We start from the raw sequence: 16,127 nt of genomic DNA on the forward strand, positions 1-16,127 counted from the left end.
TCACCGCCATAGGCGCGGCAGTAAGAATGCAAACCCGGGCCGGCAGCAACGCCATGGCCCGGCCAAATCTATTGCAAGCGCGCCACAGGCGGGGGCCAAAATGCGCACTTGACCTAGAGCTATCCCAACGTCAACCGCCCGGACCGATTGATCGGCTCGCTTTCCTCAGAATAGTGGAGAGCAGAGGCAGACAGGTTCTGCATACGGGAGGAGAAATCATGAAATTCAAGACAGGTGCGACCCTGGCGCTGCTTGCCGCCACCACCGCAACCTCGGCCTATGCCGGTGGCATCGAGCGGACCACGCAGTCGGCCATGGTGCTCTATGGCGAAGGCAACCGGATCGAGCTGAGCTTCGGCCACGCCAGCCCCTCGCTGACCGGGACCGATCTGGCCCTCAACGATACCGGAAATGTCGCGGACGACTTCAACCTGCCCAGCCTGGCGGTGAAGATGGACATCAACGACCAGTGGTCGCTGGCGATGATCTACGACCGCCCCTTCGGCGCCGATGTCGAATACGACTACGCTGGCGCCAGCCAGCAGCAACCGGCGTTTCTGGCCGGCACCTCCGCCGAGGCCAAGGTCGAGGCCCTGACCCTGCTGGCCAAGTACCAGGCCACTGAACGTTTCAGCGTCTTCGGCGGCCTGCGCTTCCAGAAGGCCTCGGGCGACATCACCCTGGGGGGCGCGGCCTATGCCAGCCGTCCGGTCTATGCCGACCCGCAAGACCCGCCCATCGGCTACACGCCCAACCTGAACGGCTACAATGTTGCGCTGAACGACGGCACCGGCGTGGGCTATGTGCTGGGCGCCGCCTACGAGATCCCCGAGATCGCCCTGCGCGTCGCGCTGACCTACAACTCGTCCATCGAGCATGACTTCGACACGGTCGAGCGCAACATTCCCAACGTCCCGGCCAACAACGGCTCGCAGATCCCGGGCCCGCTGACCAGCACGCTGAAGGTCAAGACGCCGGAATCCTGGAACCTGGAGTTCCAGTCGGGCATCGCCGCCGACACGCTGATCATGGGCTCGATCCGCTACGTGAAGCACTCGGAGTTCCTGATCGACCCGACCTACGGCCCCAGCCTGGTGGATCTGAGCGACACCACCACCTACAACCTCGGGATCGGCCGCCGCTTCACCCCGAAACTGGCCGCCTCGGTCATGGTCGGCTACGAGGCCGAAGGCGACACCCTGGTTTCGCCCCTGGCCCCCTCGACCGGCAAGACCTCGCTGTCGCTGGGAGTGTCCTACAAGGTCACCGACACCTTCGAAGTGTCGGGCGGCGTCAGCAAGATCTGGGTCGGCGACGCGATCGCAGCCCCCGGCGGCATCGGCGTGGCCCCCTTCGAGGACAACGACGCCACCGCCTTTGGCGTGAAGTTCGCCTACAGCTTCTGATCCGCGCCTGACGTTCGGATCTGACCGCCCCCCGGCCCGCAACGGCCGGGGGGTTTTGCCATGCGCCGCCCGCCGCCGCCCCCGATTGCCGTTTGACCCGCGCGCGCCCTTCGCCTAACGCTTTGCCTGGCCGCGCAAAAGACGCGCCCCGGGCGCCATGGCGCCGCGCGGGCCGGGCAAAAGACGCGGGCAAGGTGAAGACACGGGGGCGAAATGCTATACGGATCGGCGCAGGAGTGGCGCGAGGCGGCACAGAAACGCGTGCTGCTGTTCGGAATGTCGGGCCTGGGCAAGACCCATGTCTCAAACCTGCTGCGCGACGACGGGCGCTGGTTCCACTACTCGGTCGATTACCGCATCGGCACCGGCTACATGGGCGAACACATCGCCGACAATGCCAAGCGGCACGCGATGCAGGTCCCCTTCCTGCGTAACCTTCTGATGACGGATTCGATCTATATCGGTTCGAACATCACCTTCAACAACCTGGCGCCGCTGTCGGCCTATCTGGGCAAGCCCGGGGACCCGGACAAGGGCGGGCTGCCCTTCGAGGAATACATGATCCGCCAGGACCAGCACCGCGATGCCGAGATCAAGGCCCTGCTGGACACGCCGCGCTTTGCCGCGCGGGCGGTGGATCTTTACGGCTATCCGCATTTCGTCTGCGACAGCGGCGGCTCGATCTGCGAGGTGGTGGATCCCGAGGATCCCGCCGACCCGGTCTTGCAGGTGCTGGAGGCCTCGGCGCTGATGGTCTGGATCAAGGGCGATGACGCCCATACCGAAGAGCTGGTGCGCCGCTTCGACCGGGCGCCGAAACCGATGTATTACGACCCCGCCTTCCTGCGTGCCGCCTGGGACGAATACCGCACAGAGACCGGCGCCGACGAGACCCAGGTCGACCCCGACGCCTTCGTGCGCTGGACCTATGCCCGCGCCCTGGCGCATCGCCAGCCGCGCTATGCCGCCATGGCCCGGCGCGGTGTCACCGTGCTGGCCGACGAGGTCGCGGCGGTGAAAACCGCGGAAGATTTCGAAACCTTGATCGCCACCGCCCTTGACCGGCGCGGCGAAGCGCCTATTTGAGCGGCCCCGCCCGCGCGCATCCCCCAGTGGCCCGCCCCCGGGCGGCCCACGCCAAAGGCCCCTAGAAAGGCCCCCACAGAGGACTGACGACAATGCCCATCAAGATCCCTTCCGACCTGCCCGCCTTCGACGTTCTGACGAACGAGGGCGTGATGGTCATGTCGGAGGATCAGGCATCCCGTCAGGACATCCGGCCCCTGCGCATCGGCCTGCTGAACCTGATGCCCAAGAAGATCCAGACCGAGACCCAGTTTGCCCGGCTGATCGGCGCGACCCCGCTTCAGATCGAATTGTCGCTGATCCGCATGAGCGAGCATCGCAGCCGCCACACCGCCGCCGAGCACATGGAAAGCTTCTACCAGACCTTCGAAGAGGTCGAGGCCTCGGGGCAGAAGTTCGACGGCCTCATCATCACCGGCGCCCCGATCGAGCATCTGCCCTTCGAGGAGGTGACCTATTGGGACGAGTTGACCCGCGTCTTCGACTGGACCCAGACCCATGTGCACCGCACCTTCGGCGTCTGCTGGGGCGGCATGGCGATGATCCACTACTTTCACGGGGTGCCAAAGCACCTGCTGCCCGCGAAAAGCTTTGGCTGCTACCCGCAGACCAACCTTGCGCCCTCCTCGGTCTTCCTCAACGGCTTCTCGGACACGCTGGTGGTGCCGGTCAGCCGCTGGACCGAAATGCGCGACGAGGATATCCGCGCCGCGGGCGGCGGGCTGCGCACCCTGCTGGGCAACGAGGATACCGGCCCCTGTCTGGTCGAGGATCCGGCGCATCGCGCCCTCTACGTGTTCAACCATTTCGAATACGACAGCGACACGCTGAAACAGGAATATGATCGCGACGTGGCCAGCGGTGACGAGATCCTGACGCCGGTCAACTACTTCCCCGAGAACGATCCGACCCGCCAGCCTCTCAACCGCTGGCGCAGCCATGCGCATCTGCTCTATGGCAACTGGATCAACAATATCTACCAGACGACCCCCTATGACCCGGCGATGATCGGCCTGGCGGAATACGAGGGCTGACGGAATACGGGGGCTGACGGTCCGGGCGCCTGACCCGGCGGGCGAATGCCCCTCGGGTCAGGCCCCAGGTCCGCGCGCCGCGACGGCAGGCCAGGGGCCGAACCAGACGGTAGCGTCGCGACCGCAACAGGCAAAATCGCGGATCTGGCCGCATTTCCCGGTGCCTCTGGCGCCGGGGCAGCTTCGCTGATTGACCTGACGGCGGCGCATGGTCGAATAGCTTCGTCATAGTACATAGCTTTCTTCCGCACAGGATCGTCGTCCCGATGCCCTCTGTCTTTTACACCGTTCTGGCCACGATACTGGCCTGTCTTGCCCTTGCCGCCCTTCTGACCTGGCTGCGCGCCTACCAACGCAGCCACCAGGCCCAGACCCTCTATCCGCCGCGCGGACGGATGATCACCGTGAACGGCCACCCGGTGCATGTGCTCCAGTTGGGCTCTGGCCCCGATGTGGTGGTGGTCCATGGCGTCACCAGCCAGATGATCGAGCCGCTGGAAACCTATGTCCCGGCCCTGCTGCCGCATTTCCGGGTCACCCTGATCGACCGCCCCGGCCTGGGCTATACCCCGCGGCTGAACCACCAGGGCGAAAGCCTGCGCGAGCAGGCCGAGTTCCTGGATGACACCTGCGCCGCCCTGGGACTTGATCAGGTCACCCTGCTGGGCCAGAGCTTTGGCGGTTCCATCGCCCTGGCCTGGGCGCTCTACCGGCCCGAACGGCTCAGCTCGATGGTCCTGGTGGGCACGCCTGCCTTCCCCTGGCTGCCGAAACTGCCCTGGCGGGTGCGTGGCCCCGCCCTGCCGGTGCTGGGGCCGCTGGTGGCCCAGGTGGTGACCGCCTGGTTCCCGCAAAGCCGTTTCGACCGCGATTACATTGCCTATTTCGCCCCCCGTGAGATGCCACAGGGCTATGCGCGCAAGGTGGGTCTGCGCCTGACCCTGCGCCCGCACAGCATCGTCAGCGACAATCGCCAGCTGAAGCGTATGCAACCCGACCTGGCCGAGATGGGCCCGCATTACGGCGAGATCCGTATGCCGGTCGAGATCCTTTTCGGCGGAAGCGACGTGATCACCGCGCCGCAGCTGCATGGGGTGCCCCTGTCGCGCGAGATCCCCGGGGCGCGGCTGAAACAGCTGAAGGACCAGGGCCATATGGTGCATGTGGGTGGCGCCGCCGAGATCGCCGAGGCCGTGCAGCGCGCCGCGCGCCGCGCGCGTATCGCCCCGGCGATGGCTGCCGCTGCCGCGGCAGGCGGCAACCGGGCCGAGGGCGCGCGCCCGGCGGGCTAGACGGCCCGGCGCCCGCCCCCCCTTGCCCCCCTGTCCCCGCTGCTGCCGCAACGAGCGGATTGCACCGGCGCCAGCGCGCCGCCATATAGGGGGAAAAGGATTTTGCGATGGACCTTCCCTTCGACGGGGCGATCAGCGCCTTCTACGAGACCGAGGCCCCCGAGCCGATACGCAACGCGATCCGGCGCGGCGACAAGGACGACATCCTTGAACCCTCTTACCCCTATAGCGAGCGGATGCCGCGCAAGGCCTATGAGAAAGAGCTGGAAGCGCTGCAAATCGAGCTGGTGAAGATGCAGGCCTGGGCCAAGGAAAGCGGCGCCCGCGTGATCTGCGTCTTCGAGGGTCGCGATGCCGCCGGCAAGGGCGGCACGATCAAGCGGTTTCGCGAATATCTGAACCCGCGCGGCGCGCGGGTGGTGGCGCTGCCCAAACCCTCGGACACCGAACGCGGCCAGTGGTATTTCCAGCGCTACATCGCCCATCTTCCGGCGGCGGGCGAAATCGCCTTCTTCGACCGGTCCTGGTACAACCGCGGCGTGGTCGAACATGTCTTCGGCTTCTGCACCCCTGCGCAGCGCGAGCATTTCTTCAGCCAGGTCAACGAGTTCGAGGCCATGCTGGCCGAGGAAGGCATCCATATCTTCAAGTTCTGGCTGAACGTCGGCCGGGCCGAACAGCTGCGCCGCTTCCTGGATCGCGAGAAAGATCCGCTGAAACAGTGGAAACTGTCGGACATCGACGTGAAGGGCCTGGCCCGCTGGGACGCCTATTCCGAGGCCATCGTCGAGACCCTGGGCCGCAGCCACAGCCATGCCGCCCCCTGGACCGTGGTGCGGTCCGACGACAAGCGCCGGGCGCGGCTGGCCGCGATCCGTCAGGTGCTGCTGCACCTGCCCTATACCAACAAGGACACCAAGGCCATCGGCCTGCCCGACGACAAGATCGTGGGGGGGCCGGAACTCTGGGATGTCTAAGAAACGCGGCTATCACCACGGCAACCTGCGCCAGGCGCTGGTCGAGGCCGCGCTGTCGCTGATCGAGGCGAAGGGGCCAACGGGCTTCACCCTGTCGGAGGCGGCGAAACAGGCGGGGGTGACCCCCGCCGCCGTCTACCGTCATTTCGAGGGCCGCGAAGACCTGATCGCCGAGGCGGCGCGCCAGGGCTACGAGATCTTTGCCGACGTGATCCACTACGCCTACGAGAAGGGCCAGCCCTCGGCCCTGACGGCCTTCGAGGCCACGGGGCGCGCCTATCTGGCCTTCGCCCGCAAGTACCCGGGCCATTACATCGCCATGTTCGAAAGCGGCATCTCGGTCAATCGCACGCCGGAACTGGCCGCCGTGGCGCGGCGCGCCTGGGATGTGATGGAACAGGCCGCCCAGGACCTGTCACAGCATATCCCGCCGGAAAAGCGCCCCCCCGCCTCGATGTTCACCGCCCATATCTGGGCCTTGAGCCACGGGGTGGTCGAGCTTTTCGCGCGGAACTCTCCGGGGCGGCAAAGCCCCTTTCCGCCCGAGGATCTATTGGAATCGGGGATCGGCGTCTACCTGCGCGGCTTGGGCCTGATCGAAAGCGACCGCTAGAGGTTTTGGGGCCGCCCACGCGCGCCCCAGCAGGGTTCAGGCGGGCACGCCCTCGGGCAGGGCCTGGCCCGCGCGGGCCTTGTCGATCTGGGCATGGAACCGCGCCCGGCGCCGGTCCAGCGAGCGGCGGCGCAGGCGACGCGACAGCATCTTGGTCTTGATCAGCACGATATCGCCCAGCCCGTCGATCAGCACCAGTTTCGGCGCAGGCCCCTCGCGCAGCACCACATTGCCCAGGTGCAGCCCGCTGACCACCGCGTCGCTGCCGATCAGGTCGTCGAAGAAGGTGTCGACCAGCCCGTGCAGCTGCGCCGTGCTGTAGCGCGCGTCGGACAGCAGCTCTTTCAGGGTGCGCGCCATCGTGCCGTCCGGCCCCATGACCTTTTCCACCACCATCCCGGGGCCGAAATTGGTCTGACAGAAGCCGAAGTAGCGCGAGATGTAATCGGGCATCGCCCGCGCCCGCCACAGCAGGGCGATATATTCGTCGTATTCCCGCGCCCAGACGCGCATTCCCCCGAACCGCCAGACCGAAAAGCGCCGCAGCCGGGCGTTGTAGTAGCGCCGCTCATCCTGGCTGCCCGGGCGTACCACCTTGATCAGCATGCCGTTGTGCAGCGGGTGCTGATAGACGATCCGGCTTTGCCCCTGGCTGAGCGGGGTGGCATCGGACAGGTCGTAATAGGCGGTGATCGGGTCGAGCATGAACAGGGGCCTGGCACGGGAAGAGAGGGGATCCGCCCAGGGCAAACCTGAACCGATGAGTTCAGATAGTAGCCGTCACAAAACTGAAACACAAGTAAACCACTTGGGATTAGGGGCACAGCGGATGTGCCCAGGGACGCACAACGGCCCCGCAGCCAGAGCCGCCGACGCAGACCCGCCCAAGCAAAAAGGCCGCCCCGGGGGGCGGCCTTTCGCGATCTCGATCCCGAAACGATTAACGCTTGGAGAACTGGAACGAACGGCGGGCTTTGCGCTTACCGTATTTCTTACGCTCGACGACGCGGCTGTCGCGGGTCAGGAAGCCAGCGGCTTTCAGCGCGCCACGCAGCGACGGATCGTAGAGTTGCAGAGCCTTCGAGATGCCGTGCTTGACCGCACCGGCCTGGCCGGTCAGACCGCCGCCCTTGACGGTGGCCATGACGTCGAACTCGCCTTCGACACCGGCAACCTGGAACGGCTGGTTCAGGATCAGTTGCAGCACGGGGCGGGCGAAGTAGACTTTCATCTCCTTGCCGTTCACCACGACCTTGCCCGAGCCCGGCTTGATCCAGACGCGTGCGACGGCGTCCTTCCGCTTGCCGGTGGCGTAAGAGCGGCCCAGTTCGTCACGGACCGGCTCACGGGGGGCTTCGATCTCCAGCACGGTGCCTTCTTCGGCGACGGCGTCTTTCAGATCTTCCAGGGAATTCACTTGATCAGCCATCTATCAGCTCCGGGTGTTCTTGGAGTTCATGGACTTGACGTCCAGCACCTCGGGCGACTGCGCCTCATGGGGGTGCTCGGCGCCAGCGTAGACGCGCAGGTTGGTCATCTGCTGGCGGGACAGGCGGTTGCCGGGCAGCATACGCTTGACAGCCAGGGTCACGACGCGCTCGGGGTGCTCACCTTCCAGGATCTGGCCATAGGTGCGGTCCTTGATGCCACCCGGGAAACCGGTGTGCCAGTAGTAGCGCTTGTCGGCACGTTTCTTGCCGGTCAGCTGGACCTTGTCAGCGTTGATCACGATGACGTTGTCGCCCATGTCCATGTGGGGGGTGAAGGACGGCTTGTGCTTGCCACGCAGACGCATGGCGATGATCGAGGCGAGACGGCCCAGCACGACGCCTTCGGCGTCGATGATGATCCACTTCTTCTCGATGTCTGCAGGAGTCGCAGAGAAGGTTTTCATGACGGGTGCCCTTTGGAAATTGGCAGCCCGCGAAGCCAGACGACCCGCGGGCGAAGTGATGGACGGGTTATACAGCTGCCCGCGCCCCAGTCAAGCGCCACAAATCCAAATTTAACGTTCCCTTTCAAAGACTTGCAAAATGGGTATTAAAATACCCCACAAAATCCGCCCCTCCCGGCGGCACCTTCAGCGCTCTGGCGGGATGGAATAGGTCAGCGTGGCCCGCGCCACCGGCGCCGCGCGGCCCTCGGCCGCCGCCTCGGGCCCCGTGTCCGACCACATCACCACATCCCCCACGGCCAGCACCCGGCCCAGTTTCAACAGCCGCGCCTCGGCCACCAGATCCTGGCCCGCCGCCGGTTTGCGCATGAAGTCGATCGAACAGTTGGTCGTCACCGCCAGCGCCTTGGGCCCGATCATCGACAGCACCCCCAGATAGACCGCCACATCCGCCAGCGAGAACATCGTCGGCCCCGAGATCGTGCCCCCCGGCCGCAGGTGCCGGTCATCCACCACCAGGCGCACCCGGATCAGCTTCTCCTCCACATGGTCGACCACATAGTCGCCAGAGACCTGCGGAAAGGCCTCCTTCAGGAAGACCATCAGGTCCTCCGCCGTCATTGCCAGCGTCATGCTTTCCTCCCTCGCGTAACCGCCCTAGAGTTCCAGCAGGAGAGGGAGGAAACAAGATGGCACTTCTGGAACGTCACGACGAGGACGGGATCGCGCGGCTGACGCTGAACGCGCCCGAGCGGCTGAACGCGCTGAGCGATGCGATGCTGGCGGCGCTCTCGGCCGAGATCGCCGCGCTGCGCGAGGATCGCGACACCCGCGTCGTGCTGCTGTCGGGCGCGGGCCGCGCTTTCTGCGCCGGTCACGACCTGAAAGAGATGCAGGCGGGTCGCCAGGCTCCGGACCGGGGCGCGGCCTATTTCGCCGATCTCTTCACCCGCTGCGCCGCGGTGATGACCGGGCTGCGCGACCTGCCCCAACCGGTGATCGCCCTGCCCCATGGCATCGCCACCGCCGCGGGCTGCCAGCTGGTGGCCAGCTGCGACATGGCGATTGCCGCCCAGGGCACCCGCTTTGGCGTCAACGGGGTCAACATCGGCCTCTTCTGTTCCACCCCCATGGTGGCCCTGTCGCGCAACATCCCGCGCAAACAGGCCTTCGAAATGCTGACCACCGGCGAGATGATCGACGACGCCCGCGCCGCCGACCTGGGCCTGATCAACCGCGCCGTCCCGCCCGAGGCCCTGGCCGAGGAAGGGCTGGCCCTGGCGCGCAAGGTGGCCGCCAAGCTGGACACCGCGATCCGCATCGGCAAATCCGCCTTCTATCGCCAGGCCGAGATGGGCCTCGACCAGGCCTATGCCTTCACCGGCGCCGCCATGGTCGAGAACATGCTGGATGGTGACACCGACGAGGGCATCCAGGCCTTCCTGGAAAAACGCGCCCCCAGCTGGGCGCGCGACTGACCACCCCGGTTGCCCCCGGACTAAAGGCCCCGCCCGGCTCTGGCACCATTGGCGCCACAGACCGGGCGGAAATCGGGGCCAAAGCACGGCAGATCGCCGCCACCCCGGCACCGATTGCGGCCCCCGCCGCCCACCGTTTCCAAATCGTGGCCAGTGTGGTTCTTCTTTCGCCACTTTCCCGCCGCATCCCGATCCGCTACCCCTACTCTTAAGGATACGAGGGATACGTATCCACCGAACGCACGAGTTTGGGTCACCGTCGGCGCCCCCTCCAGGCCAGCTCTCTCTGGCAGCCGATCGGGACACGGTGACCCACTCGTCTCTCCCCCCCTCGCCCAAGATGCCTGTTCCGCCCCGCCTGACGGCAGGATCGTCGGTCGCGCGCCCTCCGCCTCCCCCCTGCCCAGGCGTCCAGCCCACCCACACCTGTCCTCTCCGGGCGCCAACCCCTAAGATTTCGCCCCTCGTCCCCCCTCACCCCCGCCCGCCCCCGGCGCGCTGCCCCCTAATTCTCATTGCCAAAAATATCCCGGGGGACTCCGCGTCAGCGGAGGGGGGCAGAGCCCCCATTCCCCCTTTGCCATCCCCACATCCCACCGGGGGCTAGCCAAACCCCACCACTTGCCATAGATCGCGCCCATGACACACAGCCCTTCAGAGACACTCCACATCATCGGCGGCGGCATGGCCGGGTCCGAGGCCGCCTGGCAGGCCGCCCAGGCCGGGATCCCCGTGGTCATCCACGAGATGCGCCCGCAGGTGGAAACCTTCGCCCACCGGACCGGCAACCTGGCCGAGATGGTCTGCTCAAATTCCTTCCGCTCGGACGACAGCGAGCAGAACGCCGTGGGCCTGCTGCATTGGGAAATGCGCCAGGCGGACGGGCTGATCATGCAGACCGCCGACCGCCACCGCCTGCCCGCCGGGGGCGCTCTGGCCGTCGACCGCGATCCCTTCTCGGAAGAGGTCACCGCGACGCTGCGCGCCCATCCCCTGGTGACGGTGGAAGAGGGCGAGATCTCCGAACTGCCCACCGAGGGTCACTGGATCATCGCCACCGGTCCCCTGACCTCGGGCGCCCTGGCCGAGGCGATCCGCGCCGAGACCGGCGCCGAAAGCCTCGCCTTCTTCGACGCCATCGCCCCCATCGTCTATGCCGAGAGCATCGACATGGACACGGCCTGGATGCAGTCGCGCTACGACAAGGGCGAGACGGAGGAAGAGCAGAAGGCCTACCTCAACTGCCCGATGACGAAGGAGCAATACGAGGCCTTCATCGACGCCCTGCTGGCCGCCGAGAAGACCGAGTTCCACGAGGGCGAAACGGCGGGCTACTTCGACGGCTGCCTGCCGATCGAGGTCATGGCCGAACGCGGCCGCGAGACCCTGCGCCATGGCCCGATGAAACCCGTCGGCCTGACCAATGCGCACAAACCGGATGAGAAGGCCTGGGCGGTGGTGCAGCTGCGCCGCGACAACAAGCTGGGCACGCTCTACAATATCGTCGGTTTCCAGACCAAGATGAAATACGGCGCCCAGACCGAGGTCTTCAAGATGATCCCCGGGCTGGAGAATGCCAGCTTCGCCCGTCTGGGCGGCATCCACCGCAATACCTTCATCAACTCGCCCACCCTGCTGGACGACCAGATGCGCCTGCGCTCGCGCCCCAACATCCGTTTCGCGGGCCAGATCACCGGGGTCGAAGGCTATGTGGAAAGCGCCGCCATGGGCCTCTTGGCGGGCCGTCTGGCGGTGGCCGAGATCACCGGCAAGACCCTGCCGCCGGTGCCCGCCGAGACCGCCATGGGCGCGCTGGTCACCCACATCACCGGCGGGGCCGAGGCCAAGACCTTCCAGCCGATGAACGTGAACTTCGGCCTCTTCCCCCCGGTCGAGGGTCTGAAAGGCGGGCGGCGGGGCCGCAAGGACCGCTACAAGGCCTATACCGACCGCGCCAAAGAGCTGTGGACCGGCTGGCTGGGCACGCAGGGCTAAGCGATCCGCGGCGGGGGCACCCCCGCCGCGCCCCCTGTGCCGCAGACCAGTAGAGCGGAAGCCATCCCGCCATCCCTCCCCCGCCCCGATGTGCACCCCTGCACCTGAGCGCCCCCGCCTGTGACTGGACCTCACCCGCCAGAGGTCTACATTCGGGCGCATGTCTGAAAATTATCTGGAAAAAATCTACGGCGTCGATGACGCCGACAAGCAACGTGACGTCTATGACCAATGGGCCGCAAGCTATGATGCGGATCTCACGGACGCCGATTACGAAACCCCCGGTCGCATCGCCCGCGCGCTGAAATCCGTGCTGCGCGACAGCGAGATGTCGGCCCCCGTGCTGGACTTCGGCTGTGGCACCGGCCTGTCGGGCCTGGCGCTGACCGACGCGGGCTTTACCCGCATCCATGGTGCCGATGTCTCGGAAGGGATGCTGCGCGAGGCCGAGGCCAAGCAGGTCTATGAAAAGCTGACCGCCCTGCCCACGGGCAACCCCGATCCGGGGCTGGTGTCGCGCTATCGCCTGGTCACCGCCATGGGGGCGATCTCGCCCGGCGCCGCGCCCGCCTCTTGCCTGCCCGCCATCTTCATGGCCCTGCCCTCGGGCGGGCGTGTCGCGCTCAGCTTCAACGACCGCGCCCAGGCGGATGAAGAGTACAGCCGCACCCTGGAGCGGGTCACCGACAGTTCCGAGGCGGTGGTCGAGCTGGACGAGGACGGGCCGCATGTGCGCTCTGCCGGGTCCACCGCCCGGGTCCTGGTGATCCGCCGCCGCTAAGGGGCGCGGCCTTCCCCGGCCCCCAGGCAAGAAAACCCCTTCAAAAAAGACGGGCGGCCCCCATCTCGTGGCCGCCCGTTTGCGTTTCACTGCCCCCGCGCGGACCGACGCAAATATGGCGGACGCGCGGAATTGTGCCCGCCCCCGTCTTGTGATGCCCCGCGCCGCTTTCTAGGGTGGGCCGCCATGATCACCCGTTTCGCCCCTTCCCCCACGGGCCCGCTGCACCTGGGCCATGCCTTTTCGGCCCTGACCGCCGCGCGTCGTGCCCGGGCGGCGGGCGGCCAATTCCTGCTCAGGATCGAGGATATCGACCAAAGCCGCGCCCGGCCCGAGTGGGAAACGCTTATTTTCGAGGATCTGCACTGGCTGGGCCTCAGCTGGCCCACCCCGGTGATGCGCCAGTCTGCGCGGATGCCCGCCTATCGCGCCGCCCTCACCCGGCTGTGGGACATGGGCCTGCTCTATCCCTGCACCTGCACCCGGCGCGACATCGCCGCCGCGGCCAGCGCGCCGCAGGAAGGGGGCGACCCGGTGATCGGCCCCGATGGGGTGGTCTATCCCGGCACCTGCCGCCCCGCCACGCCGCCCAAGGGCCCCCTGCCCGAGGCCGTGCTGCGCCTCGACATGGCCGCCGCGATGGAACGCGCCTGCCGCCACGCCCCCCTGGGGTTCACCGAGACCGGGCGCGGGCCCCATGGGGAACACGGGGCCCAGGCGATCTCGGTCCGGCGCATGGTCGAGCGGATCGGCGACGTGGTGCTGGCCCGGCGCGAGATGGGCACCTCTTACCACCTGGCGGTGGTGGTCGACGATGCCGCGCAAGGGGTGACAGAGGTGGTGCGCGGCGCCGATCTGTTCGAGGCAACGCCGATTCACCTGCTGTTGCAACGCCTGCTGGGCCTGCCCACGCCCGCCTATCACCATCACCGCCTGATCCGCGACGCGAGCGGAAAGCGCCTGGCAAAACGCGACGATGCCCGCGCCCTGCGCCTCTATCGAGACGAGGGGCGCAGCCCGGCAGAGGTGATGAAGATGATCGGCCTGCCCCCCGAGGGCTGAGGCACCAGCGCCCCGGGGCACCGCCGAGGACGGGGGCAAACCCCGACCGACGGATCAGACCATCGGGTCGGCGATGATCACCTCTTCGCCGTCGCGAATGGCGGTATAGAAGCAATTGCGCCGGTTGGTGTGGCAGGCGGGCCCGGTCTGGTCGACGATCACCAGCAGGCAGTCACGGTCGCAATCCACCCGCATCTCGACCAGCCGCTGCATGTGCCCCGAACTTTCGCCCTTGGCCCAGAAGCTTTGCCGCGAGCGCGACCAATAGGTGACATGGCCGCTTTGCAGCGTTTTCTCGATCGAGGCCGCGTTCATCCAGGCCATCATCAGAACCTCGCCGGTGCCCTCTTGCTGGGCGATGGCGGGGATCAGGCCCTTGTCGTCGAATTTCAGGGTGCTGGGATCAAAGCGCATGGGCATCCTTTCCGCCCCTTTCCGATGGGGCCGTTGCGGCCTATCTAGGGGGAAACACCCGAAAGAACCAGCGCCGCCGCCCCGCGCCGGAAAGGACAGCCGATGAGCGAGACCGACCTGATCAAACTCTATTCCTCGCGCATCCTGGCGCTGGCGGCCGAGATCCCCCATCAAACCCGGCTCGACGCGCCCGACGCCACAGTGAAGAAACGCGCGCCGCTCTGCGGCTCGACCGTGACGGTGGACGTGGATGTCGAGGACGGCCGTATCGCCCGTTACGGCCAGGAGGTGCGCGCCTGCGCCCTGGGCCAGGCCTCGGCCAGCGTAGTGGGGGCGGCGGTGATCGGCTGCACCAAGACGCAGATCCTGACCGCCCGCGACCAGCTGCGCGCCATGCTGAAAGAGGGCGGCCCGGTGCCCGAGGCGCCCTTTGACGGGCTTGAGGTGCTGCTGCCCGCGCGCGAGTACAAGAACCGCCATGCCTCGATCCTGCTGGCGCTCGAGGCGCTGTCGGAGGCGCTGGAAAAGGCCGAGGCCAGCGACTGCGCTTAACCGCTTCGCAGGACTTCCGCCCTAGGTCTGGGCCCGCGCAACGATCAGCGGCCCCAGATGCAACACGATCCCCCCTTCCCCTCGCCGGGCTCTGACGCCCCCCGCCCCGCCGGTGTCTCTCTGGACCGGCTGGCGCGCAATGCCTCGGCCCTGGGGCAGGACATCGTCGATGTGGACGGCTTCCTAGAGGATCTGACCCACCGGACCGAGCTGCTGTTGACCCAGCTGAAAACGGTGCGCGAGGGCACCGGCCAGGTCTTGCAGATGAACGCCTCGGTGATGACCACGATCCGCGATTCCTACGCCCAGCTGGAGGAAACCCAGGCCAGTTTCGACAAGGCCCTGGGCATGGCCGATGTGGCCGGGCGCCAGTCGCGCGAGGTGCTGACCTGGGTGCTGACCCTGGCCACCCGCACCCAGGACGTGGAATCGGTGCTGGAGGACGTGCAGAAAAGCAATGACCAGATCGCCGACATCGCCGCCCAGGTGAACATGCTGGCGATCAATGCCAAGATCGAGGCGGCGCGCGCGGGCAGCGCCGGCAAGGGGTTCTCGGTGGTGGCCGATGCCATCAACCTGCTGTCGCAACAGACCGGCGCCACCGCCGAGACGATCAGCGACAACATCCAGCGCCTGGTCGACTGGATCACCACCCTGCAACAGGAAACCGGCCAGGTCTCGGAGACCTCGCGCGAGCTGTCCCATACCGGCGACAAGGTGGCGCAGATGAACGCGGCGGTGAAAGAGGCGATGGATCGCTCGGTTACCCGGATGAAACTGGTGCGCGACGACGCGGTCGAGGCCGACCAGGCGCTGCGCGACTATACCCCCCGGATCGAGACCATGTTCAGCAGCGTCCAGGACAGCGCCGAGGCGGTCGAGGATGTGCATCACCGCTTGCAGACCCTGCGCGATCTGTCCGAGGCGCTGGTGCAGGACTCGGTCCTGGCGGGGGGCGACAGCGCCGACGGGCCCTTCATCGCCGATGTCCAGGCCCGGGCCGCCCGGATCTCTGCCGCCTTCGAAGAGGCGGTGGAGGAGGGCCGCATCCCCTTTGAAGAGCTTTTCGATACCGACTATCGCCCGGTGCCCAACACCGAGCCCGAACAGGTCACCACCCGCTTTACCCGGCTGACCGACCTGCTGCTGCCCGAGATCCTGGAAGAGGCGCTGGATCTCGACCCAAAGGTCGCCTTCTGCGCCGCGGTGGATCGCAACGGCTATCTGCCCACCCACAATCGCAAATTCTCGCACCCGCAGTCGGACGATCCGGTGTGGAACATGGCCAACTGCCGCAACCGCCGCATCTTCGACGACCGGGTCGGGCTGAAGGCCGGGCGCAACAAGGATCCCTTCCTGATGCAGGTCTACCGCCGCGACATGGGCGGGGGCGACTTCGTGCTAATGAAGGATCTCTCGGCGCCGATCTTCGTCAAGAACCGCCACTGGGGCGGGCTGCGCCTGGCCTATCGGTTCTAGGCGTGCCCCGAGGACGCCCGTCCGGGCGGAGCGAGGGCCGCCGGGGCCAGGGTCGCGTGGGCCG

General features: G+C 66.9%; 17 protein-coding genes. 12 read left to right on the top strand and 5 right to left on the bottom strand.

From position 1 onward, the window contains the following. The first annotated feature begins 218 nt into the window (after positions 1-218). The 6 genes from ACRARE_RS09555 (at position 219) to ACRARE_RS09580 (ending at position 6,408) form a co-directional block, all read left to right on the top strand. Positions 219-1,406 (top strand): OmpP1/FadL family transporter, encoded by a 1,188-nt coding sequence (locus tag ACRARE_RS09555; RefSeq protein ID WP_432656199.1) that lies wholly within the window; start codon positions 219-221, stop codon positions 1,404-1,406. A gap of 213 nt (positions 1,407-1,619) precedes the next feature. Next, entirely contained in the window at positions 1,620-2,492 is an 873-nt protein-coding gene (locus ACRARE_RS09560) for an ATPase (protein ID WP_432656200.1), read from the top strand. A gap of 92 nt (positions 2,493-2,584) precedes the next feature. Further along, positions 2,585-3,526 (top strand): homoserine O-succinyltransferase, encoded by a 942-nt coding sequence (locus ACRARE_RS09565; RefSeq protein WP_432656201.1) that lies wholly within the window; start codon positions 2,585-2,587, stop codon positions 3,524-3,526. 266 nt (positions 3,527-3,792) lie between these two features. Next, a complete protein-coding gene (locus ACRARE_RS09570) occupies positions 3,793-4,818 on the top strand; it encodes an alpha/beta fold hydrolase (protein ID WP_432656202.1) in 1,026 nt (341 codons plus the stop codon). A 107-nt stretch (positions 4,819-4,925) separates the two neighbouring features. Next, positions 4,926-5,795 (top strand): polyphosphate kinase 2, encoded by an 870-nt coding sequence (gene ppk2, locus ACRARE_RS09575; RefSeq protein WP_432656203.1) that lies wholly within the window; start codon positions 4,926-4,928, stop codon positions 5,793-5,795. Then, a complete protein-coding gene (locus tag ACRARE_RS09580; protein WP_432656204.1) occupies positions 5,788-6,408 on the top strand; it encodes a TetR/AcrR family transcriptional regulator in 621 nt (206 codons plus the stop codon). The genes ppk2 and ACRARE_RS09580 overlap by 8 nt, the downstream gene beginning before the upstream one ends. 36 nt (positions 6,409-6,444) lie before the next feature. Here ACRARE_RS09580 and ACRARE_RS09585 read toward each other — a convergent pair whose 3' ends face one another. The 4 genes from ACRARE_RS09585 to ACRARE_RS09600 all read right to left on the bottom strand — a co-directional run bounded on the left by ACRARE_RS09585 (position 6,445) and on the right by ACRARE_RS09600 (position 8,935). Continuing rightward, positions 6,445-7,113 (bottom strand): YrbL family protein, encoded by a 669-nt coding sequence (locus ACRARE_RS09585; RefSeq protein ID WP_432656205.1) that lies wholly within the window; start codon positions 7,111-7,113, stop codon positions 6,445-6,447. A 235-nt stretch (positions 7,114-7,348) separates the two neighbouring features. After that, positions 7,349-7,837 carry a 30S ribosomal protein S9 gene (rpsI, locus tag ACRARE_RS09590; RefSeq protein WP_432656206.1) on the bottom strand — a complete coding sequence of 163 codons (489 nt, stop codon included), beginning with the start codon at positions 7,835-7,837 and terminating at the stop codon, positions 7,349-7,351. Positions 7,838-7,840: 3 nt separating this feature from the next. Then, on the bottom strand, positions 7,841-8,302 hold the full coding sequence (gene rplM / locus ACRARE_RS09595; protein WP_432656207.1) for a 50S ribosomal protein L13: 462 nt from the start codon (positions 8,300-8,302) through the stop codon (positions 7,841-7,843). Positions 8,303-8,488: 186 nt separating this feature from the next. Then, the gene (locus ACRARE_RS09600; protein ID WP_432656208.1) at positions 8,489-8,935 is read right to left on the bottom strand and encodes a PaaI family thioesterase; all 447 of its coding nucleotides are present in this window, start codon (positions 8,933-8,935) and stop codon (positions 8,489-8,491) included. Positions 8,936-8,991: 56 nt separating this feature from the next. Here ACRARE_RS09600 and ACRARE_RS09605 point away from each other — a divergent pair, with 56 nt between their 5' ends. From ACRARE_RS09605 to gluQRS, 4 genes are all read left to right on the top strand, one after another. Then, positions 8,992-9,780: an enoyl-CoA hydratase gene (locus ACRARE_RS09605; RefSeq protein WP_432656209.1), complete on the top strand. Its 789-nt coding sequence runs from the start codon at positions 8,992-8,994 to the stop codon at positions 9,778-9,780. A 639-nt stretch (positions 9,781-10,419) separates the two neighbouring features. Next, entirely contained in the window at positions 10,420-11,775 is a 1,356-nt protein-coding gene (trmFO, locus tag ACRARE_RS09610) for a methylenetetrahydrofolate--tRNA-(uracil(54)-C(5))-methyltransferase (FADH(2)-oxidizing) TrmFO (protein WP_432656210.1), read from the top strand. A gap of 160 nt (positions 11,776-11,935) precedes the next feature. Then, positions 11,936-12,556: a class I SAM-dependent DNA methyltransferase gene (locus ACRARE_RS09615; protein ID WP_432656211.1), complete on the top strand. Its 621-nt coding sequence runs from the start codon at positions 11,936-11,938 to the stop codon at positions 12,554-12,556. A gap of 186 nt (positions 12,557-12,742) precedes the next feature. Next, on the top strand, positions 12,743-13,618 hold the full coding sequence (gene gluQRS, locus ACRARE_RS09620) for a tRNA glutamyl-Q(34) synthetase GluQRS (RefSeq protein WP_432656212.1): 876 nt from the start codon (positions 12,743-12,745) through the stop codon (positions 13,616-13,618). A gap of 54 nt (positions 13,619-13,672) precedes the next feature. Here gluQRS and hisI read toward each other — a convergent pair whose 3' ends face one another. Beyond that, a complete protein-coding gene (gene hisI / locus ACRARE_RS09625; protein WP_432656250.1) occupies positions 13,673-14,032 on the bottom strand; it encodes a phosphoribosyl-AMP cyclohydrolase in 360 nt (119 codons plus the stop codon). Positions 14,033-14,134: 102 nt separating this feature from the next. On the opposite strand from hisI, the gene ACRARE_RS09630 reads away from it, so the two are divergent. Both ACRARE_RS09630 and ACRARE_RS09635 read left to right on the top strand, forming a co-directional pair. Beyond that, complete coding sequence (locus ACRARE_RS09630; protein ID WP_432656213.1) at positions 14,135-14,584, top strand: iron-sulfur cluster assembly scaffold protein; 450 nt, start codon at positions 14,135-14,137, stop codon at positions 14,582-14,584. 57 nt (positions 14,585-14,641) lie between these two features. Continuing rightward, positions 14,642-16,063, top strand: coding sequence for a methyl-accepting chemotaxis protein (locus tag ACRARE_RS09635; RefSeq protein WP_432656214.1), 1,422 nt, complete (start codon positions 14,642-14,644; stop codon positions 16,061-16,063). Positions 16,064-16,127: the final 64 nt, after the last annotated feature.

This window comes from Pseudooceanicola aquaeponti, from assembly GCF_050897975.1.
In the GTDB taxonomy this organism is placed as follows: domain Bacteria; phylum Pseudomonadota; class Alphaproteobacteria; order Rhodobacterales; family Rhodobacteraceae; genus Pseudooceanicola.